Annotated in this window: 17 protein-coding genes; 13 read left to right on the top strand and 4 right to left on the bottom strand. The window is 38.7% G+C overall.

All coding sequences use genetic code 11. The features are described 5' to 3' along the window. Nucleotides 1-1,006: 1,006 nt before the first annotated feature. From ACUTSE_RS10650 to ACUTSE_RS10615, 8 genes are all read left to right on the top strand, one after another. Nucleotides 1,007-1,381, top strand: coding sequence for a winged helix-turn-helix transcriptional regulator (locus tag ACUTSE_RS10650; protein WP_445640213.1), 375 nt, complete (start codon nt 1,007-1,009; stop codon nt 1,379-1,381). A 105-nt stretch (nt 1,382-1,486) separates the two neighbouring features. Further along, nucleotides 1,487-3,439 carry a threonine--tRNA ligase gene (gene thrS, locus ACUTSE_RS10645; protein ID WP_002991323.1) on the top strand — a complete coding sequence of 651 codons (1,953 nt, stop codon included), beginning with the start codon at nt 1,487-1,489 and terminating at the stop codon, nt 3,437-3,439. Between the two features lie 102 nt (nt 3,440-3,541). Further along, nucleotides 3,542-4,048: a translation initiation factor IF-3 gene (gene infC, locus ACUTSE_RS10640; RefSeq protein ID WP_002991325.1), complete on the top strand. Its 507-nt coding sequence runs from the start codon at nt 3,542-3,544 to the stop codon at nt 4,046-4,048. A gap of 62 nt (nt 4,049-4,110) precedes the next feature. Then, nucleotides 4,111-4,308 carry a 50S ribosomal protein L35 gene (rpmI, locus tag ACUTSE_RS10635; RefSeq protein ID WP_002991327.1) on the top strand — a complete coding sequence of 66 codons (198 nt, stop codon included), beginning with the start codon at nt 4,111-4,113 and terminating at the stop codon, nt 4,306-4,308. A 113-nt stretch (nt 4,309-4,421) separates the two neighbouring features. Beyond that, a complete protein-coding gene (rplT, locus tag ACUTSE_RS10630; protein ID WP_002991328.1) occupies nt 4,422-4,766 on the top strand; it encodes a 50S ribosomal protein L20 in 345 nt (114 codons plus the stop codon). A gap of 490 nt (nt 4,767-5,256) precedes the next feature. Further along, a complete protein-coding gene (locus ACUTSE_RS10625) occupies nt 5,257-6,354 on the top strand; it encodes a DegT/DnrJ/EryC1/StrS family aminotransferase (protein WP_445640212.1) in 1,098 nt (365 codons plus the stop codon). Continuing rightward, nucleotides 6,354-7,649, top strand: coding sequence for an O-antigen translocase (locus ACUTSE_RS10620; protein ID WP_445640211.1), 1,296 nt, complete (start codon nt 6,354-6,356; stop codon nt 7,647-7,649). Before ACUTSE_RS10625 ends, ACUTSE_RS10620 begins: the two co-directional genes overlap by 1 nt. Then, on the top strand, nt 7,650-8,075 hold the full coding sequence (locus ACUTSE_RS10615; protein ID WP_445640210.1) for a sugar 3,4-ketoisomerase: 426 nt from the start codon (nt 7,650-7,652) through the stop codon (nt 8,073-8,075). On the opposite strand, the gene ACUTSE_RS10610 is transcribed toward ACUTSE_RS10615, so the two are convergent. After that, nucleotides 8,058-9,149: a glycosyltransferase gene (locus ACUTSE_RS10610; RefSeq protein WP_445640209.1), complete on the bottom strand. Its 1,092-nt coding sequence runs from the start codon at nt 9,147-9,149 to the stop codon at nt 8,058-8,060. The two genes, ACUTSE_RS10615 and ACUTSE_RS10610, sit on opposite strands and share 18 nt — an antisense overlap. A gap of 41 nt (nt 9,150-9,190) precedes the next feature. On the opposite strand from ACUTSE_RS10610, the gene ACUTSE_RS10605 reads away from it, so the two are divergent. Further along, nucleotides 9,191-10,342 (top strand): glycosyltransferase, encoded by a 1,152-nt coding sequence (locus tag ACUTSE_RS10605; protein WP_445640208.1) that lies wholly within the window; start codon nt 9,191-9,193, stop codon nt 10,340-10,342. Then, a complete protein-coding gene (locus tag ACUTSE_RS10600; protein WP_445640207.1) occupies nt 10,324-11,418 on the top strand; it encodes a glycosyltransferase in 1,095 nt (364 codons plus the stop codon). The genes ACUTSE_RS10605 and ACUTSE_RS10600 overlap by 19 nt, the downstream gene beginning before the upstream one ends. Here ACUTSE_RS10600 and ACUTSE_RS10595 read toward each other — a convergent pair. Further along, on the bottom strand, nt 11,393-12,256 hold the full coding sequence (locus ACUTSE_RS10595; protein WP_445640206.1) for a glycosyltransferase family 2 protein: 864 nt from the start codon (nt 12,254-12,256) through the stop codon (nt 11,393-11,395). The genes ACUTSE_RS10600 and ACUTSE_RS10595 overlap by 26 nt on opposite strands. 6 nt (nt 12,257-12,262) lie before the next feature. After that, nucleotides 12,263-12,946, bottom strand: a complete 684-nt coding sequence (locus ACUTSE_RS10590) for a cell division ATP-binding protein FtsE (RefSeq protein WP_445640205.1) — start codon at nt 12,944-12,946, stop codon at nt 12,263-12,265. Nucleotides 12,947-13,219: 273 nt separating this feature from the next. On the opposite strand from ACUTSE_RS10590, the gene ACUTSE_RS10585 reads away from it, so the two are divergent. Continuing rightward, on the top strand, nt 13,220-13,981 hold the full coding sequence (locus ACUTSE_RS10585; RefSeq protein WP_445640204.1) for a hypothetical protein: 762 nt from the start codon (nt 13,220-13,222) through the stop codon (nt 13,979-13,981). Next, nucleotides 13,978-15,660: a metallophosphoesterase gene (locus ACUTSE_RS10580; protein ID WP_445640203.1), complete on the top strand. Its 1,683-nt coding sequence runs from the start codon at nt 13,978-13,980 to the stop codon at nt 15,658-15,660. The genes ACUTSE_RS10585 and ACUTSE_RS10580 overlap by 4 nt, the downstream gene beginning before the upstream one ends. A 261-nt stretch (nt 15,661-15,921) precedes the next feature. On the opposite strand, the gene ACUTSE_RS10575 is transcribed toward ACUTSE_RS10580, so the two are convergent. Further along, entirely contained in the window at nt 15,922-16,908 is a 987-nt protein-coding gene (locus ACUTSE_RS10575) for a Ca2+-dependent phosphoinositide-specific phospholipase C (RefSeq protein WP_445640202.1), read from the bottom strand. 193 nt (nt 16,909-17,101) lie between these two features. On the opposite strand from ACUTSE_RS10575, the gene ACUTSE_RS10570 reads away from it, so the two are divergent. Further along, nucleotides 17,102-20,176: a SusC/RagA family TonB-linked outer membrane protein gene (locus ACUTSE_RS10570; protein ID WP_445640201.1), complete on the top strand. Its 3,075-nt coding sequence runs from the start codon at nt 17,102-17,104 to the stop codon at nt 20,174-20,176.

The raw sequence follows: 20,176 nt of genomic DNA, 5'->3' as shown, positions 1-20,176 counted from the left end.
GAGGTGGTGAGAGGGTGAGGTGGTGAGAGGGTGAGGTGGTGAGAAGGTGAGGTGGTGAAATCGGAACGCAGTGTAGATTCATCGAATACGAAAACAAATATAAACCCATGAGATATAGGGTGAGGTGGTGAGAGGGTGAGGTGGTGAAATCGGAACGCAGTGTAGATTCATCGAATACGAAAACAAATATAAACCCATGAGATATAGGGTGAGGTGGTGAGGTGGTGAGGTGGTGAGAGGGTGAAATCGGAACGCAGTGAAAATCGAAACGAAGTGTAGATTCATCGAACACCAAAACCAATATAAGATTAGGTGAGATAGGTGGTGAGGTGGTGAGAGGGTGAGGTTGGTGAGAGGGTTTCTAATTAAAACAGAGTTCTTCTTTCATTAAATCGATAAATCTTACAACTTCACGAAAAAGCAAAAAAGCGACTTCACAAAGAACAAACCTCACAAAGTACAGCGTATTATGTGAGCGGAGTATGCGACCCCTCCTTCGTCGGGGTGACATACTGGGTGTGAATTACGAGACGATGAGGGACTATCTCATAACCATAATCTCATAACTCATAACCTTCTCGCTTTTTTGCAACAATCCTCTTTAATCGATAAATCTTGCGATTTTACAAACCTCACAAAGCACAAACCTCACAAAGTACAGCGCATTATGTGAGCGGAGGATGCGACCCCTCCTTCGTCGGGGTGACATACTGGGGGTGAATTACGAGACGATGAGGGACTATCTCATAACCTTCTCGCTTTTTTTCAACAATCCTCTTTAATCGATAAATCTTACGATTTTACAAACCTCACAAAACAATTGGAGAGGAGAAAGTGAAAAAGGGAGAGAAGTAAATTTTCGATTAAAACAGAGTTCTTTCATCAATCGATAAATCTTACAACTTCACGAAAAAGCAAAAAAGCGACTTCACAAAGAACAAACCTCACAAAAAGCAAACCTCACAAAAATTTCGTATCTTTACCTGTAGCACAATTGCGTACAGCCATGGAGGAACAACGAGCAAACTGTAAAACAAATGTAATGGGAATCAAAGATAGCATGTCTATCTTGAGTGGGAAATGGAAACTTCATATACTGGGTACTTTATTGCTTCACGATAAATTGCGCTTCATGGAACTTCAACGAGCTTTAGGTGATATATCAGCCAAAGTACTCAGCAAAGAATTGCGAGATTTAGAACTCAATCAGCTGATTTATCGAACGGAGATTGACGGGGCAATTGTTGCGGTAGAATATGAGATATCTCCCTTTGGAATTACCCTGACTCCCGTGATTCAATCCCTAGCACATTGGGGGAATACCTACCGCCAAGAAATCATCCAACAGATGGAAAAAAACAAGGGTTTGAAAATGAAGTAAGCCTTCGAGAACTTATTTCAGCAGAAAAGCGTGGAAAGCGAATAAAATGTATTGTTATTATTCGCTAAAACCTGTATCTTTGCAACTCATTTTTTAAAAATAATTATGATAAAAATTACATTACCAGACGGATCAGTGAAAGAGTTTGCCTCAGGGGTAACTCCTTTCGATGTTGCTAAAAGTATAAGTGAAGGTTTAGCAAGAAATATTATTTCTGCCAACTTCAATGGTACCACCATCGAAACCACCACTGCTTTGACGACGGACGGTAGTTTAGTTTTATATTCATGGAATGATACAGAAGGGAAAAAAGCATTTTGGCATTCTTCTTCTCACGTAATGGCGCAAGCGTTATTAGAATTATTCCCAGGCATCAAGTTGACAATTGGTCCAGCAATCGAAAATGGTTTCTACTATGACGTTGATTTTATGGATCACAAAGTAACGGATGCTGATTTTAAGAGAATTGAAGATAAATTTTTAGAAATAGCTAGAGGTAAACACGAGTTTACAATGCGTTCAGCTTCTAAAGCAGAGGCATTAGCTATGTATAAAAAAGAAGAAAACCCATATAAAGTTGAATTAATCGAGAACTTAGCAGATGGTACCATTACATTCTGTGATCACGATACATTCACTGACTTATGTCGTGGAGGACACATTCCAAATACAGGAATTATCAAAGCGTTTAAAATCTTATCTATTGCTGGTGCATACTGGAGAGGAGATGAGAAAAACAAACAGCTAACTCGCGTATATGGTATTTCATTCCCTAAACAAAAAGATCTAACGGATTATTTAGCTTTATTAGAAGAAGCAAAAAAACGCGATCACCGTAAGTTAGGAAAAGAATTAGAATTGTTTACATTCTCTCAAAAAGTAGGACAAGGGTTGCCTTTATGGTTGCCTAAAGGAGCTGCTTTAAGAGATCGATTGGAATATTTCTTGCGTAAAGCACAGAAAAAAGCAGGATACGAACAAGTAGTAACACCACATATCGGACAAAAAGAGTTGTATGTTACTTCAGGTCACTATGCGAAATATGGAGCAGATAGTTTCCAACCTATTCATACACCAGTAGAAGGGGAAGAGTTCTTGTTAAAACCAATGAACTGTCCACATCACTGTGAAATTTACAACGCAAGACCTTGGTCATACAAAGATTTACCAAAGCGTTTTGCTGAGTTTGGAACGGTTTACCGTTATGAGCAATCAGGGGAGCTACACGGATTAACACGTGTACGTGGATTTACTCAAGATGATGCGCATATTTTCTGTACACCAGACCAGTTGGATGAAGAATTCAAAAAAGTAATTGACTTGGTGCTTTATGTTTTTGGATCTTTAGGATTTGAAAACTTTACCGCTCAAGTATCTGTTCGCGATTTAAGCAATCCAGATAAATATATCGGATCTGTAGAGAACTGGGAAAAAGCAGAACAAGCGATTATTAACGCAGCAAAAGATAAAGGATTAAATTACGTGATTGAGAGTGGTGAAGCTGCTTTCTACGGTCCAAAATTGGACTTCATGGTAAAGGATGCCTTAGGAAGAAGCTGGCAGTTAGGAACAATCCAAGTAGATTACAACTTACCAGAGCGTTTCGAATTAACGTATAAAGGATCTGATAATGAGTTGCATAGACCTGTGATGATTCACAGAGCACCATTTGGATCAATGGAGCGTTTTATCGCAATCTTGTTGGAGCATACCGGTGGAAATTTCCCACTTTGGTTGATGCCAGAGCAAGCTATTATACTGTCTTTGAGCGAGAAGTATGAAAAATATGCGAAAAAAGTTTTAGATTTGCTAGAAAATGACGAAATTCGCGCGGTCGTTGATAATAGAAATGAGACGATTGGTAAGAAAATTCGTGAAGCAGAGGTACAAAAATTCCCTTATATGCTGATTGTAGGAGAAGAGGAAGAGAAAAATGGTACGATTTCTGTGCGTAAACACGGAGATGCTGGAAAGTCAAATCAAACGATGAAAATTGAAGAATTTATTGCTTTTGTACAAAAAGAAGTGAGTTCATCAATGAAACAATTTGGAGAATAAAACAAATGATGTATAACGCTTGTAGAACCAAGCATTTAAATTTTTAAAGCCATAGCAGTAAGACAAAGAGGGGGATTTAGACCTCGCGAAGAGAAGAAGGATTTGCACCGAGTAAACAACGCAATCCGTGTTCCTGAAGTTCGACTTGTCGGAGACAATGTCGAAACGGGTGTATATAAACTAGCAGACGCTTTGCGTTTAGCTGAAGAGCAAGAATTAGATTTAGTGGAGATTTCTCCCAATGCAGAACCGCCCGTTTGTAAAGTAATTGATTATAAAAAATTCCTTTACGAGCAAAAGAAGCGCGAGAAAATGTTGAAAGCTAAATCAACGCAAATTACCGTTAAGGAAATTCGTTTTGGTCCGCAAACTGATGAGCATGACTATGAGTTTAAGAAAAAGAATGCAGAAAAGTTCTTAAAAGAAGGAGCTAAATTAAAAGCATTCGTATTCTTTAAAGGTCGTTCTATCATCTACAAGGATCAAGGACAGATTTTGTTATTGAGATTAGCGCAGGATTTAGAAGAATTCGGAAAAGTAGAGTCTATGCCTGTATTGGAAGGAAAACGTATGACTATGTTTATCGCTCCTAAAAAGAAGACAAAATAATTCTTTCAGTGAAAGAATAAAAAATAGAATTAAGTAAGATAATCATAATACCTAGGAACAAAATGCCTAAAATGAAAACTAAATCTAGTGCTAAGAAGCGTTTCAAGCTAACAGGTACTGGAAGAATCAAAAGAAAACACGCTTTCAAAAGTCACATTTTGACTAAAAAATCTAAAAAGCGTAAATTAGCTTTAACTCACTCTACTTTAGTATCTAAAGCAGATGAGCACAGCATCAAAGATCAATTAAGATTAATCTAATTCTAGGAAACTAGAACTGGATTCGGTTAAATTTATTTAATAACCCTGGAGTGGCGCTTAGTAATTTAGAAGAACTTGTAAAAGTCGCCCACTACAAAAACACTTGTAAAGAAATGGCAAGATCAGTAAACTCAGTAGCTTCAAGAGCAAGAAGAAAAAGAATTTTGAAGCAAGCCAAAGGTTACTTTGGAAGACGTAAAAACGTTTGGACAGTAGCTAAAAACGCGGTAGAAAAAGCAATGCTTTATGCTTACCGTGATAGAAAACAAAAGAAAAGAAACTTCCGTTCTCTTTGGATTATGCGTATCAACGCTGGTGCAAGATTACACGGATTAAGCTATTCTGTATTCATCGGTAAATTGAAAGCTAATAACATCGAATTGAACCGTAAAGTTCTTGCAGATTTAGCTACAAATCACCCTGAAGCTTTTGCAGCTATCGTTAATAAAGTAAAATAAGAAACGTTTGTCAAATCAGATTATTCTTACTTAATATAGTGAAAAGCCCTACTCAAGAGTAGGGCTTTTTTGTTTAGGGGTTGGGACGAAGCCTTTTTGTGAGGTAGGGGTTATGGGGTAAGGGTGAGGGTGAGGCGATGAGGGGGTGAGGCACCTCGAGATATGGGCGTTCACTCACCACCTCACCAATCTCACCAATCTCACCACCTCACGGGACTCACCATCTATCTCATGGGTTTATATTTGTTTGTGTATTCGATGAATATATCTCACCAAGTTGCTATTTTGTTTTGGTGTTCGATGAATCTACACTTCGTTTCGATTTTCACTGCGTTCCGATTTCACCCCCTCATCGTCTCACCTCCTCACCCTCTCACCAATCTCACCCCCTCACCATCCCACCGCCTAATCTTCTCACCTCCCCACCGTTCACCGTACCATTTTTTACTGTATATTTAGAACATAAATTAACTCATACTGCTCTACATCCATGATAGCATTTTTAGACTTACAAAAGATCAATTCACCTTACGAAGAAGCCTATCTACAGCGCGTAAAACAACTGTTTCATGATGGGATATACATGCTTGGGCAAGAGGTTGTTACCTTTGAAGAGCATTTTGCTGCTTATTGTGGAACTTCCTTTTGTGTAGGGGTGGGCAATGGATTAGATGCGTTGAAGTTAATTTTTGATGGCTACATCAAATTGGGTAAACTAAGTGTAGGTGACGATGTTTTAGTTCCTGCGAATACCTATATCGCGACTATTTTAGCCTTGTTGGACTGTGGATTAAACCCCGTATTCGTAGAACCTAATCTAGATAGTTATACCCTAGATGTGCATGGAATTGCGTATTCCATGACGTCCTCTACCAAAGCCGTGCTTGTTGTTCACTTATATGGACAAGTTTATGAGATGGACAAGATCAAACACTATTGCCACGATAGAGGATTACTGCTGATTGAAGATGCGGCACAAGCGCATGGTACAACCTTCAAAGGATGCAAAGCAGGTGCCTTTGGTGATGCAGCAGCTTTTAGTTTTTATCCGAGTAAGAATCTAGGTTGCTTAGGAGATGGTGGAGCAATTACCACCAACCATTTGGATTTGGTAGAAGTTATTCGTGCGACTCGTAATTATGGTTCGCACATCAAATATCAAAATAAGTACAAGGGATACAATTCACGCTTGGATGAAATCCAAGCGGCCATCCTCAATTTGAAGTTACCCAATCTCGATACAGACAATCAAAAGCGACTGAAAGTGGCTTACCGTTACATGCGTGAGATTAAAAACGTCAAAATTATTTTACCTCACCTTTCGTCTGAGGCAGCACATAATTTTCATCTTTTTGTTGTTCGTGTAGCAGAACGCGAGCATTTTCAACGTTATCTATTGGAGAAGGGGATACAAACGTTAATTCATTATCCGATTCCACCCCATCATCAACCCGCATTGGTGGAGTTTAGTTATTTGCAATTGCCCGTAACAGAATTAATTCATCAAGAAGTGGTGAGTATTCCTATTTCACCCCTTATGACAGAAGACGAAATCACACAAGTAATACAAGCAATAAACGCATATTAATGAGTAGAGGAGTTTGGCAAAAAATAAAGAAGAGCGAGTTTACTGCGGTTACCCTATTGAATACAATAGGAATCGTTGTACGACTCATTACGGCTTTGTTTTCTGCTAAGATACTCGCCTTGTTTGTGGGGGCTTCTGGGATGGCGTATATGGGGAATTTTCGCAATATGCTAGCCTCATTAGAAGCTTTTACTTCCTTTGGATTAGCCAATGGGATTGTACAATATGTGGCTTCCCATCGAGAAGATAAGCAGCGAATTGAGCAGTTTGTAACCACTTTGCTGCGCTTTATGCTTGGTATTTTATTGGTTGTTTCCTTGGGATTGTTTTTTGGACGAGAACAAATCGATCAGTATCTCTTTGCAGGGGCTTTTTCCATGCCCAAACTATTTATCTGCTTGGCTTTTGTTTTCCCTTTACAAGTGTTAAACGGAATATGGATTGCCTTTTTGACTGGATTAGCACAGTTTAAAAAAGTTATATACCTCAATATTATAGGCAATATATCAGGATTGCTCTTAACTTTTTACCTCGTGTATACCCAAGGGTTAAGTGGAGCCTTGTTTGCGATGATCCTAAGCCCTGTAATTCTGTTTTTTGTTTCCCTTTTTTGGGTGAAGCAAATGCTGCAACTAAAATGGCAACCGTTTGATTTTTCCTTGATCAAACCGTTGTTCTCTTATGCTGTAATGGCCTTGTTTTCTGCCGTTGTTAGTCCGTTGTGTTTGTTGTGGGTACGCAAGTTACTCATGCTCAATACAGGAGTGGAGCTCGCTGGTATTTGGGAAGGGATTCAACGTATATCGGGGATTTATATGTTGTTTATTACCACTTTGGCTTTTACTTATTTTTTACCCAAATTAGCAGAAGCCCAACAGTATCAAGAGAAGAAAAAAGTCATCCGACTCTACCTAACTGGTGTATTGCCGTTGTTTGCCTTGGGGTTACTACTCGTTTATTTTACGCGTAGCTGGATTATTCCGTTGGTTTTGGACGATAGCTTTAGCCCTATGATTGAGTATATGCAATGGCAATTGGTGGGTGATTTTATTAAAGGAGCTGTTTTGATTTATGGATTGTTATTCTATACTGAACGTTTATTGTGGCCCTATCTCCTTTGTGAAACGCTGTTTTTTAGCTGTTTTTACGGATTGACCTACCTCTTGATTGGGCATTTCGGTATCGAAGCAGCAACTTTAGGCTATACTTTGGCGTATATAATTTACAGTTGTGTTTTAGTTGTCTATTTTTCTTGGTATTTTAGCCGTTCAGAGTCTAAACATAGCCAAGGATAAATGAAAAAATATACCATTTTTGATTGTAGTGAGATTATTGTCCCTGAAATAAGTGACGAAAGAGGAAATCTCGCTGTGATTCAAGGGGAAGTCATTCCCTTTGAAATAAAACGCGTATTTTTTATTTACGATGTTCCTCAAGATAAAAGTAGAGGAGGGCATGCACACAAAGAACAGACCACGGTGCTCTTTGCACTTAATGGAAGCTTTGAAGTGATGTTGGATGATGGCATCCAAAAGAGAAAAGTAGTGTTAAACGATCCAACAAGAGGATTAATACTGCAACCTGGCGTTTGGAGTGTCTTGGAAAACTTTCATCCAGGTACGATTTGTTTGACCGTTAATTCTGGGGTATATGATGAAAGCGATTATATCCGATCCTATGATGTATTCCTAGAATCTGTAGCTTTAACGCAAGAGTGCTAACCACTGTTGACCAATTGCCTGAATATCAAAAGGCAAGACTGATTTTACTGCGTTTGCTTGTAGTGTATTTCGTTTAGTATCATCTAAGGCAAGTAATTCTATTGCCTCTTTTAGTGCTTCAAAATTTTGATTCTCAAGGAGTAATCCATTGTAATTGGATTGAATAATTTCACTCGGCCCCGTTGGGCAATCAAAACTAACAACCGGTATCCCACAAGCTAAAGCCTCTAATAAAACAGTCGGAAAACCTTCTAGTCGACTGCTGTGCACAAAAAACAAAGCGTCTTTAAAAATCGGAAAAGGATTTTCTAGGAATCCAGGTAAGTGAACTGATGTTGTTAGCTGTAGGGCTTGTATTTGTTCGTCTAGTTGTTGTTTATATGGACCCGAACCTATAATAACTAAATCAATACCTTGTTTGGGTAGTACGCTTTGGGCATAGGTTTCAATTAAGCGATCGAATTGCTTGATGGTCGAATCCATTCGGCCACAAGCAACAATATAGCGCTTCCCTTGAAAAGGAGAGCTGCCTTGCGCTTGTTGTTGAATAGTTGCTAGATCGATGGGATTGTACAGCGTTTGCACTTGCGTATAGTGATAGGTCGCTTTGACTTGATCCGCAATGGCTTGACTCACACAAATAATCTGTTTGGCTTTGCGATAGATGCGTTTGCCCCAAAAGAGACGCGTTGTAAAGTACCAAGGAAGATGGGAGCTGTGAACCGTTGGAATATACCGCTGATCAAAGACCCAATACTGAAGTAAAACTTCAGTCAACGGCTTACTTCGCGTTCTAAAATCAATGAGATAATCGAAAGCATTGGTTTGAATATACTGACGGAAAAGCTGAAAGCGTTTGAATTTATTGCGCAGTGAAAAATGAGGCGTTTGGAACAGCCCTAGATTGTATAATACACCTCCATACGGATAAGCAATAGCATCTAAGTTGATGATGTTGTGTACTTCAAAACCTTGTTGTTCCAAATACAAAGAGAGCGTACTGTGGATGCGTTCTGCACCTCCATTTGCAAGGGTATCACCAAGTAGAGCTATTTTTATTTTCCTTTGAGACATAAAAAGATAAACGTACATTTGAGCAAATCACGGCTAAGATAATGAGAATACTTTTAATTGGAGATTATAGTGGATTACATTCTGCCTTGAAAAAAGGACTATCCCAACACAAGGGGGTAGATGAAGTTGTGTTGATGGGAGATGGAGATAAATTCAAAGATTTTCAAGTAGATCTATCTATTCGTCCTTCTTGGACAAATAGCCGATGGGGCACGTTTATTCGCAAAGCCATACACAAGATTATTCGATGGGATATCGCTGAATTAGAAACAGGATGGAGAGCCCAACGACAGCTGAAGAAATTGAAAGATTTTGACGTCGTTCAATTGATTAATGATCGCCCGATTCAAACAGGGGCATCTTGGGAAAGGAAACTGCTCAACCAAGTGTTTGCCCAAAATAAAAAAGTATTCCTTCTTTCTTGTGGAATTGATGTACATGGTTTACAGTACTTGACCGCGCATCCAGCAGAAGTGTCTTTGCTCCAACCGTTGTTTACGCATCCCGAATTAAGAACGCATTACGCCTATGTGGATGTATATCGCAAAAAAGGGGTAATCAAAACCCAACAGCTGATTGTGGAACACTGCAAGGGGATTATTGCTAGTGATCTGGATTATGTTAATCCAAACAAATTCCACCCCAAGTATGTAGGGTTAATCCCACATCCCGTAGTATTAGAGGGGATTCAACCGTTCAAGGCTAAGGAAATCAATCGCGTGTGTATTTTCTTGGGGATCAATCGCGGTAATTACTATCAAAAGGGAATTGGGTATTTTGAAGAAGCCTTAGCACATATCCAAACAAAATATGGAAAGCAAATCGAAGTAGTCATTGCAGAGCAATTGCCTTATGCTGCTTATCAAAAAGCACAAGAAAAAGCACATATTGTTTTGGATCAAGTGTTTTCGAAAGATCAAGGGTACAATGCCTTAGAAGCCATGGCCAAAGGAAAAGTAGTATGCACCGGTGCATCAGCGGATTTTTTACTTCAATATCAACTCAAGGAAGATGAGGTGTGTATTTCAGCTAAACCTGATGTTGCCTATTTAGTCGATAAATTGAGTGAATTGATTGATAATAAGGCTGTAATAAATGAAATCGGACAACGAGCACAAGCGTTTGTACAGCAGATTCACGACTGTAAAATAATTGCCAATCAGTACATCAATACATGGGAATCAAGAAACTAAAAATACTGTATATCACCACGTCTAGTACAGGCGGTGGAGGAGTGGCGCGTATACTCAGCCAAAAAACAGCAGCTTTTGTTCAATTGGGACATCAAGTGCGAATTATTAGCACAAATGACACCAATGAGCAACCTTTTTATGTTTTTGATGCTCGGGTACAATGGCAGTTTTATTCTTCGCCTGTTCGCACAATGACCCAGATGCGATGCTATTATAATTTCGTTCAAGAACAGGGAATTGCAGCGTTTCATCCGGATGTTATTTTTGTTTTAGACAACGGAATTAAAGGGTATTTTGCTTCTTATTTCTTACAGACGAAGGTTCCAATGTATTTTGAAGTACACGGATCGCGCAATTTTTTATTGACCCCTATTCAATCGAAGGTTAAACGCATGCTCGTGGATCGCATTACCTTGTGGTTGAGTAAGCGTTTTACTGGACTTATCGTCTTAAATGAACAGTCAAAAAAAGATTGGAAACACAGCAATATAACGGTGATACCTAATTGGATTGAACTAGAGCAAACTACACACAATCAACCGTCATCTACGAGTCAGCAGGTTATTGCTGTTGGTCGTTTGGTTCCAGAAAAAAACTATGAAGCGCTTTTAGCTATCTGGAAACAGGTGCAGGCAGTAGAACCCGATTGGCGTTTGGTGATTTGTGGAACAGGAGCTCCTTCTTATGTTGCGCAATTAAAAGAAAATACCAATGAATCCGTAATCTGGAAAGGGGAAGTGGAAGAGGTTTATCGCGAAATACAAGCCAGTGCGTTTCTGTTGCATACCTCTTGGATGGAGGGGATGCCCATGGCTTTTTTAGAAGCGATGTCTCTAGCGGTTCCTGTTGTTGCCTTTGATGTGGATTATGGTCCTGCGGATTTGATTAATAATGGTAAGAATGGGTATCTCGTCCCATTGAATGACGAGCAAACGATGATCGATTGTTGTTTGAATCTAATGCGTCAACCTGAAATTCGAAAACAATTGGGGATGCAAGCGCAAAAAGACATGCAACAGTATGATCAATCTGTTGTGCTACAGCGTTGGATTACTTTTTTGAATGCGCTCGTCTAGCCTTGTGAAAGGCTAATAATTTAAAAAGTTGGAACCCTGTCATGGACGGATTGGATCCCAAGAGGTTGCGTTGAATACGAGTACCTAAAAGCCAATCAATTCCCGAAAGAAGAGCTGTTAGATGCAATTGCGCTAGTTGGTTATATCGGCGACTCAGTTGTACGTCTTCTGCATTGATCTTGTTCTGATCAATTAAACGCACCAATTCCCAACACGCTTGTTTGCTGCGTTCTAAATAGGTATGGTTGCTTTCTGTACTGTGGTGAACAACTGGATTCGGTAATCGGATAACGTCAACCTGACGTTTGGCTAAGGCCAAGAAAAATAAAGTATCTTCATATCCATAGGTCGTAATTGTTTCATCAAACTGAAGCTGCAGTACGTTTTGATTAAAAAAGAGATTACAACAAGAGTGAAGGTGGTTGTGCTGTTCAACTGCCCGACCATAAGTTAAGCGAAGCGATTGCTGTTGACCAGCTTCGATAGGAGGATAAGTAAATCCACCTTGAAAGAATACCCCTGTTTCGCGTTGGGCAAGGTAATCTTGAATAAAAGTAGGAGAAACAGGCATAACATCTGCATCTAGGACTAAAATCCAAGGATATTGCGCTTCTTTTAGCAGTCGATTACGGGTATAGGCCACGTGTTGATTCACTGTATTAGTCAACCAACGAGTATGGGGTAATGCTTCAATTTGTTGCTGATGAAATACCTGAGTCGAAGCATCGTCACAAACCAAGAGCTCAAAAGGGAGGTTTAAAGTAGACGCTTCTTGATGCAATCGTTCTACGAGAGGTAGAATATTGTAATTATATACCGGTATAACAATAGATAACATAGGGTGTTATGAGGTGCGGTGAATCACTTCAAAAAGAGAACCATCATCACATTTTAGTGTTTTAGCAGGATATTTCAACAAGAGGGCATAGTCATGCGTAACCATAATAATAGTACGTCCATTTTTGTTGATTTCTAACAACAATTCCATCACTTCAGCACTTGTTTGTGGATCTAAGTTTCCAGTAGGCTCATCCGCTAAAATCAAATCAGGATCATTTAATAGTGCACGTGCAATAGCAATACGCTGTTGTTCTCCACCCGAAAGTTGATGTGGCATTTTCTTTAAATGCGACAACATACCCACGCGCTCCAATACTTCTTCAATACGTCTGTCAATTGCTTCTTGCTCAGACCATCCGGTTGCCTTTAAAGCAAATTGTAGATTACCATAAACATTGCGATCAGGGAGTAGTTTAAAGTCTTGAAAAACAATACCCAATGAACGACGTAAAAAAGGAATGTCTTTTTCTTTTAATTGCTTTAGATCATAGTCAACAATCGTTCCTTCTCCTTCAGTTAAGGCTAAATCAGCATAAAGCGTTTTCATGAAACTACTTTTTCCTGCTCCTGTTTTACCAATAATATAAAGGAATTCACCTTTATTCACCTCTAAGTTTACATTAGATAAAACCTGGTGTTTGTTTTGGTAAATATTTACACCTGCTAAAGATAAAATTACTCTTGACATAGTTCCGTACGAATTAAAAGGTAAAAGTACAAAAAAGACCTGATTTATGGAAGGAGAACGATGGGTTTTACACCAGAGTTTTTAAAAAAGTAACAGATGCTACTTTAAATTAGTGTAAGGAAGCGAGAAGTAGAAGGTCGAATTTCTTAGTTTAGGGTTAACTCTACTTTAAGTTATGGGTAGTGTCTCATTTCGGAATGGCATTCTTTATACTTTTAACCGCTGTGAAACCCAAAGAAATAGGGAGATAGACAGTAGAACAAGAGAAAAAGTATGAGAAAAATAACTTTTATTTTAGGATGGCTTTGTTGTTGTACCCTTGTACAAGCACAAAACAAAGCGATTCGATTTCATTCGCACAATGATTATGATCGAAATGTTCCCTTTTGGAACGCCTATAGTCAAGGGATGAATTCCATTGAAATTGATTTAGTTTTAGTTGATCAAGCGTTGTTTGTAGCACATGATGTGGAAGATGCTAAACTAGAGCGAACAATAGAGCGTTTGTATTTAGAGCCCTTACAACAAGCAGTTAATATGGGATTTGGTCACCCAGACCATCTACAGTTTTTGGTGGATTTGAAAGGAGATGCACAAGCTTCGATGGCGTTGTTAGTGCCGCTATTAAAAAAGTACGAAAGGATGATTGAAAAATACAAGATTCAATTCGTTATTTCAGGAAATAAACCGTCGCTTCGTTCTTTTTTGAATGTACCAGCTTATGTTCTGATCGATTTACAAGTGCAGGATACTTGGCAGAATGAAGCTGATATTCTAGAAAAAATTGGCCTGGTGAGTTATAATTTTCAATCCCTCTCTACTTGGAAAGGAGTAGGGGAATTGCCAGAAAAAGACAAAGCAGAACTAAGACGAAGAATTGTACAAGCGCAGCAAATGCAAAGGCCGATTCGCTTTTGGGCTACGCCAGATACACCAGAAGCTTGGCAAACTTTATATGATTTAGAAGTGGATTACATCAATACGGATACACCTGCTGCTTTGAGGTTGTATTTCGAAAATAAAACAGGAAAATGATGAAGCGATTTTATGTTGTTCTTTTGTTTTGGAGTACTTGTGCATGGGCACAAGAGGGAGTGAAAATCGGTGTACTATCTGATCCTCATTTACATGCCATTTACCTCAAAGAACCCACGGCTGCTTTGCAGCCCTTTTACAATTCACAAACAAATACGTATGAATTTATACGGTCATTATCGGGTCAGATGGCTTCTACGCGATTGTTTAATGAAAATTATTTTGCTTTTCGACAAGCGTTAGTTGACTTAGCAACGCAAGGGGTGCGTATCGTACTGATCAGTGGAGATTATACCGATGATGGGCAAGAGTTAAACCTCAGAGCAACCCAAGCTTTATTGACAGAATTCGAAGAAAACTATGGGATGCGTTTTCTGCTGACGAATGGCAATCATGAGGCAGTCAATCAGTTGGATCGAGAAAGCGGAAAAGCAGATTTCTTAACGCAAGGGGGACGTGTAATAGGCGTGTATTCTGATGTCAATCTAGTGAAAACGAAAGAGGATCAGGTCTATCCTCCAATGAAAGAACTGGGTTATGCTTCCATGTATCCGTACATAAAAACCTTCGGACTCCAACCAAGAGCAACGGATGTGTTTTATACCACGCCTTTTCATTCATTTGCGTATGAAACGTACACCAAAGAAGAAGACTTTAGTTTGACACAACGACAATATGTAAGTCAAGGGGCAACTTATACTGATTTTACTTACCTCGTGGAGCCTGTAGAAGGGGTGTGGATTTTAGCGATTGATGGTAATATGTATCAACAAGTGAATGCAACTACGTTTAAAAATAAAAGCGATGGATATCATCAAATCGAAGAGAGAATGTATTTGCTGCATTGGATTAAAACCGTAGTAGAAGAAGCGAAAAAAAGAGGGAAAAAACTACTCGCTTTTGGGCATTATCCACTGTTGGATTTTAATACAGAACAAACGGCTGCTTTAACTGCACTATTGGGGAAGAATCAATTTCAGTTGAATCGCGTTCCCAAAGTAGAAACCCAACAACTGTGGTTAGAAACAGGCTTGTCTTTACATTTTGCGGGTCATATGCACATTCACCAACAAAGTGTGAAAAAACAAGGAAATTTAGCCTTACAGAATATACAGGTTCCTTCTTTAGCCGCCTATCCACCTGCTTACAAAATAGTCGAAATTAAGAATGAAGAAATAGCTATTCAAACGGTTGAATTACAAGAGGTAACACAATTTGATGCGCTGTTTGATCGCTATCAAAAAGAAAATACACAAGGGCAGTATGACGATTTCCTACAAGCAAAAAACTATTATGCTCTGACTAAAAATCACCTCAAATACCTCAGTGAACATCGTTTCTATCACAGTGATTTTGGACATGAAAAATGGAAACCATACAAAGAAGCAACAAGCTTAGAGCCATTCATTCCCGTTGAAATGAAAGCAACGTTGGGCAAAGGCAGTGTGTTAGAAGCACAAAAGTTAGATTTTAAAACATTGCTCTTTGATTTGTATTTGCTTCGAAACGGCAGTGATATTGGCCTGAGAGAAATCAATCCAGAGCGAATCGAATTGTATACCCAATGGAAACAATGGATTGTCAAACAAGATAATACCAATGATTTAGAAAAATTAATTGTAATTCTGTGCAATTTGATTCCCACGTCCGTAGGGGCGAATGGGAATTTGTCTATTTGAATTGATTATCAGGTATAACAAGGTTATGGGTTTGGAGTTATGGGGTATGGGTGAGGCGGTGAGATTGGTGAGGGGGTGTGATGTAAAATCCCGTAGGGGCGAATGGCAATTCGCCAAGTAACAAGATAAATTAAGAAAAAAAGAGATGAGGCGATGAGGGGGTGAGACACTTCACAAAGCACGAACCTCACAAAGCACAAACCTCACCACCTCACCAATCTCACCCCCTCATCAATCTCACCTTCTCACCAATATCACCATTTACTGCATTCGCACATAAGTACCCTGATCAAAAATAACTTTATATGTAGAAGGAAAAAGCTGACTAGGAATATAATAATCCGTTGTAATAATTTGAGCTTTTGATTTCTTTGCTTGTTCAAATGTAGAATAATCATTTGCTCTCGCTTGTTTTGTACTATCATCCGCTCGTGTTCGGATAATCACTCCTTTTTCAGCTAATTTGGAGATCGTTGCATCATAAGGGTCATTGAGAATCATACATCCCGCTTTTGGGTGCGTAAAGGGAACGTTAAGAAATACAGCCAAATCACCCAAGTTAATGGCATCAAATAAGTCCAAACGGTAATCTGTATTGTCAATGATCCATACAAATTTTCCTCTACTTTCATCCACTGTAGGCCATTGAATAAAGTCAGCCTTGCGTTTTAATTCTTTTGGAGTAATCAGGTGTTTACTGGTCAATTCTTGAGCAATAAGGGTATTTATTTCTTGAATATTGGCTTGCGTAAACACGGTAGTAGCATCTTTTTTATCATCCTTTAATTCCAGGGTAATGAAGATCGTTTCATGCGTTGGATTTTGTTCTGACCATTGTTTTAACTCTCGAAGCTGTTGGATAAAATCGGGCTGATGGGTTTCAAAATCAACATCAGGCATATGGAAAATTTTATACCCTGGCTTAGCCATGGCAGCCATCCATTCATAGGTTTCACCTGAGATAGCCGTCCCACTCGGATTCGCATATTTATTTCCTTGCTCATCCTTCCAGATATCCAGCTCTAAATTTCTCAACCCTAAGTTTAATTGTGTTTCTATTGAGGGATGCTCATAATAAAGCGTTTGAACCTGCGCATTTTTTTCTAGCAAATGCTGATACAATTTGGGGTGAATAGCTTTCTTATAACTATTGTGCGAACCGATGACTTGAATTTGGTGTAAAGGCACTTGTTGTGCATAACTCGCTAGTGAACCTCCAATAAGGAGTGTAAAAATAAATTGTTTCATCTTCTTGATTTCTTTGGGCCTAAAATACAGGGATACCTCTTGTTTAGGGCTATCTCCTTTATTATGTGATTGTTATTCTTTGTTTACTATCAACCCTTTTTGGTAATGATTTAATCAAGGTATTATAAAGTTGAAATAAACCTGAGATAACATTGGATGCATTCTTTTGCAAGACTGAAACTAAAACTAAATCATGAAGAGAAGACTCATTCATTTTCATTTATTAAAAGCCCTTTTTAAATGGAAATCATTCGGTACTTGTATGATTCTTTTGTGTTCAACAACAGCATTCGCTCATTTAAAACCTGGAGCCCATGTGATTACAAAAGAAGAATTGACATTTGTACAGGAAGAAAAAATCAAAGGAAAAATTGTAGACGAGAAAGGTTCACCTGTTGCATTTGCTACGGTTTACATCAAAGGAACACAACGTGCAGTGCAGTCTGACGAAAATGGGACATTTGAAATAAAGGCGCGCATTGGAGAAGTGGTGGTTGTGGAATTTATTGGTTACCAAACACAAGAAAAGAAGATTGCGCAAAATACGGTGCAAATCGTGGTGAAGGAAAGCCAAGAAATGCTAGATGAGCTTGTGGTAGAAGTAGGATATGGAAACAAGCACAGAAGCGATTTAACAGGTGCGATTTCACAATTAAGTCCTACAACCTTTAAAGATGGGGTGAATATTTCACCAGATCAACTATTACAAGGAAAAGTATCCGGTGTTCGTGTGGTGCAAACCAGTGGAGAACCTGGTGCAGGAGTCGATGTTTCGATTCGCGGAATAGGATCAATTCGCAGTGGATCTACTCCTTTATTTGTGGTAGATGGAATGCCTTTATCCAATGAAAATGTATCACCAGGTGGAAGTAACGTTGGTTTTGGAAGCTCAAGTGCTAAAAATCCATTGAACTTCTTGAATGCAAGTGATATTGAATCCATGACAATCTTAAAAGATGCCTCTGCAGCTGCTATTTATGGAGCTAGAGGATCGAATGGTGTGGTTATTATTACAACCAAAAAAGGAACTTCTCAAGAGCCGACGCTAACATTTGATAGCTCTGTTGGTTTTTCGAGTGTCATCAAAAAACTAGACGTCTTATCGGCGGATGAATACCGCAACAAGATTACGGAACCTGCGTTTGATCATGGTGGAAATACCGATTGGCAAGACGTAATTCTGAGAACAGCTATGACGAGAAATAACAGCTTGTCTTTTGGAACACGTTCCAAATCTGGAGGAAGTTATTTTGCATCGATCTCTAATTTGAAACAGGAAGGAATTATTCAAAATAGTGAGTTCAATCGAAATAGTGCTCGTTTCAATGGAGAAGAAAAATTCTTTAATGACCGTTTAACCATTAAAGCGAATTTAACAGCAAGTGAAATCAAAGAAGATGGTGTGCCAACTTCTGATGACGGAGGTTCAGATGGACAGCTGATGATTCACGCGCTTATGGCTAATCCAACGTGGAGTGTAAAGGATAAAAATGGAGAGTTCACTAATTTCAATATGAATGCGCATTATAACCCTGCCTATTTATTGGATATTTATGAAGATGAAACAAGAACCCTTCGCGCATTAGCTAATTTAGAATTAGGATATAAAATCTTACCTAACTTAAATTATAAATTCAACTTTGGATATGATTTGAGTAATTCAGAACGCAATACAACCATCTATCCAAATATCACAGATCGCTCTCCTCGTGGGCAATATTATCAAGCCAATGTGGAAAGTAAATCCCATCTATTAGAACACTATTTGACCTATGACTTCTCTTTTGGGAAACATCAGTTTGATGTTTTAGGAGGTTTTTCATATCAATATTTCTACAATACAGGAACAACGATAAACTTTACTGAAATAGCAGATCGAAATGATGGGGTATCTCCAAAGGATAACCCTGGATATAAAGGAAAGTTCAACGGAGTTTCTGGTTATAGTCAAGAAAATGAATTACAATCGTACTTTGGGCGTTTTAATTACTCTTTTGATGGTAAATACCTCGTTACAGCTTCAGTAAGAGCGGATGGTTCTACGCGTTTTGGAGAAAATAACAAATACGGTTATTTCCCTTCATTCGCTTTGGGATGGAATGTCAACAGAGAAAACTTTTTGATGGATTCTAATGTAGTCAATAACTTGAAGGTAAGAGCGAGTTGGGGACAAACAGGAAACCAAGAAGTGAAAAATAAAATTACACAAGCCAGCTATTCTCAATCTTATAGTGATGGATATTATCTCAATGATGATGGAGAATTAATGCCAGGTATTACCATCTCTAGAACACCAAATCCCGATTTGAAGTGGGAGGTTGTAACTCAATTTAACGTGGGTGTGGATTTTAGTTTATGGAATGATAAGTTGTATGGAACACTAGATTACTTCAATAAAACTACTACAGATGCAATCTTGAATATCCCTTCTAAACCATTAAGTCCAACGTCTGATGTTTGGGTAAATATTGATGGAGAAATCGTCAATAAAGGTGTTGAGTTTATGTTGGGATCCAACCTTATTGATAAAGGCGATTTTTCTTGGAATGTAGACGTAAATGGAACATTCTTATCTAATACCATTAAGAATTTACCTGTTTCTCAAATCCTGTCTGGAAGTATTTCAGGACCTGGACAATCTGGTGTAACGGCTAATATTTACAAAAGTGGGTATGCTTTAGGTAGTTTTTATGCCTTGGATCACATCGGATATGATGAGGAAGGTAGAGATATGTACCGCGATGTCAATGGAGATGGTATTATCAGTATGGATGACCGCGTGATTGCTGGAAGTGCAATTCCCGATTTTACTTTTGGTATCAACTCGTATATGAAGTATAAGAACTGGGATTTCTCCTTCTCTATTATTGGACAAACAGGAGGATATTTAGCGAATAATACGATGTTAAATGCGTTGAATATCAATAACCTTGCCTCTGATCGAAATGTCGCTACACAATACGCCAATTCAGGAGCCAATAGCAGTAATCCACCTCAGTTTTCGGATTTATACATTGAGAAATCCGATTTCATTCGCTTGAATTCCGTTCGTTTAGGTTATACTGTTCCACTGAAAGATTTAAAATGGTTGGATAGCATGAACTTTTATGTTAGTGGACAAAACTTATTGACCCTTTCGGGTTATTCAGGATATGATCCGCTAATTAACTCAAACAAAGCAACAGGTGGAAACCAATCAATAGGCGTTGATTATACATCTTATCCAACGTCAAAAACATTCCTATTTGGATTAACTGTGAAATTTTAA

Source organism: Myroides sp. TSA_177.3 (genome assembly GCF_052691955.1).
This window is presented reverse-complemented; position numbering and strand designations above follow the sequence as displayed.

What these genes read in the sequence shown, in the direction of transcription:
- ACUTSE_RS10580 (WP_445640203.1), top strand. Translation starts at nt 13,978, where the DNA reads ATGATGAAGCGATTTTATGTTGTTCTTTTGTTTTGGAGTACTTGTGCA.
- ACUTSE_RS10570 (WP_445640201.1), top strand. Translation starts at nt 17,102, where the DNA reads ATGAAGAGAAGACTCATTCATTTTCATTTATTAAAAGCCCTTTTTAAA.
- ACUTSE_RS10620 (WP_445640211.1), top strand. Translation starts at nt 6,354, where the DNA reads ATGAGTAGAGGAGTTTGGCAAAAAATAAAGAAGAGCGAGTTTACTGCG.
- rplT (WP_002991328.1), top strand. Translation starts at nt 4,422, where the DNA reads ATGGCAAGATCAGTAAACTCAGTAGCTTCAAGAGCAAGAAGAAAAAGA.
- ACUTSE_RS10615 (WP_445640210.1), top strand. Translation starts at nt 7,650, where the DNA reads ATGAAAAAATATACCATTTTTGATTGTAGTGAGATTATTGTCCCTGAA.
- ACUTSE_RS10605 (WP_445640208.1), top strand. Translation starts at nt 9,191, where the DNA reads ATGAGAATACTTTTAATTGGAGATTATAGTGGATTACATTCTGCCTTG.
- ACUTSE_RS10650 (WP_445640213.1), top strand. Translation starts at nt 1,007, where the DNA reads ATGGAGGAACAACGAGCAAACTGTAAAACAAATGTAATGGGAATCAAA.
- ACUTSE_RS10575 (WP_445640202.1), bottom strand. Translation starts at nt 16,908, where the DNA reads ATGAAACAATTTATTTTTACACTCCTTATTGGAGGTTCACTAGCGAGT.
- ACUTSE_RS10585 (WP_445640204.1), top strand. Translation starts at nt 13,220, where the DNA reads ATGAGAAAAATAACTTTTATTTTAGGATGGCTTTGTTGTTGTACCCTT.
- ACUTSE_RS10590 (WP_445640205.1), bottom strand. Translation starts at nt 12,946, where the DNA reads ATGTCAAGAGTAATTTTATCTTTAGCAGGTGTAAATATTTACCAAAAC.
- thrS (WP_002991323.1), top strand. Translation starts at nt 1,487, where the DNA reads ATGATAAAAATTACATTACCAGACGGATCAGTGAAAGAGTTTGCCTCA.
- ACUTSE_RS10595 (WP_445640206.1), bottom strand. Translation starts at nt 12,256, where the DNA reads ATGTTATCTATTGTTATACCGGTATATAATTACAATATTCTACCTCTC.
- rpmI (WP_002991327.1), top strand. Translation starts at nt 4,111, where the DNA reads ATGCCTAAAATGAAAACTAAATCTAGTGCTAAGAAGCGTTTCAAGCTA.
- ACUTSE_RS10600 (WP_445640207.1), top strand. Translation starts at nt 10,324, where the DNA reads ATGGGAATCAAGAAACTAAAAATACTGTATATCACCACGTCTAGTACA.
- ACUTSE_RS10610 (WP_445640209.1), bottom strand. Translation starts at nt 9,149, where the DNA reads ATGTCTCAAAGGAAAATAAAAATAGCTCTACTTGGTGATACCCTTGCA.
- ACUTSE_RS10625 (WP_445640212.1), top strand. Translation starts at nt 5,257, where the DNA reads ATGATAGCATTTTTAGACTTACAAAAGATCAATTCACCTTACGAAGAA.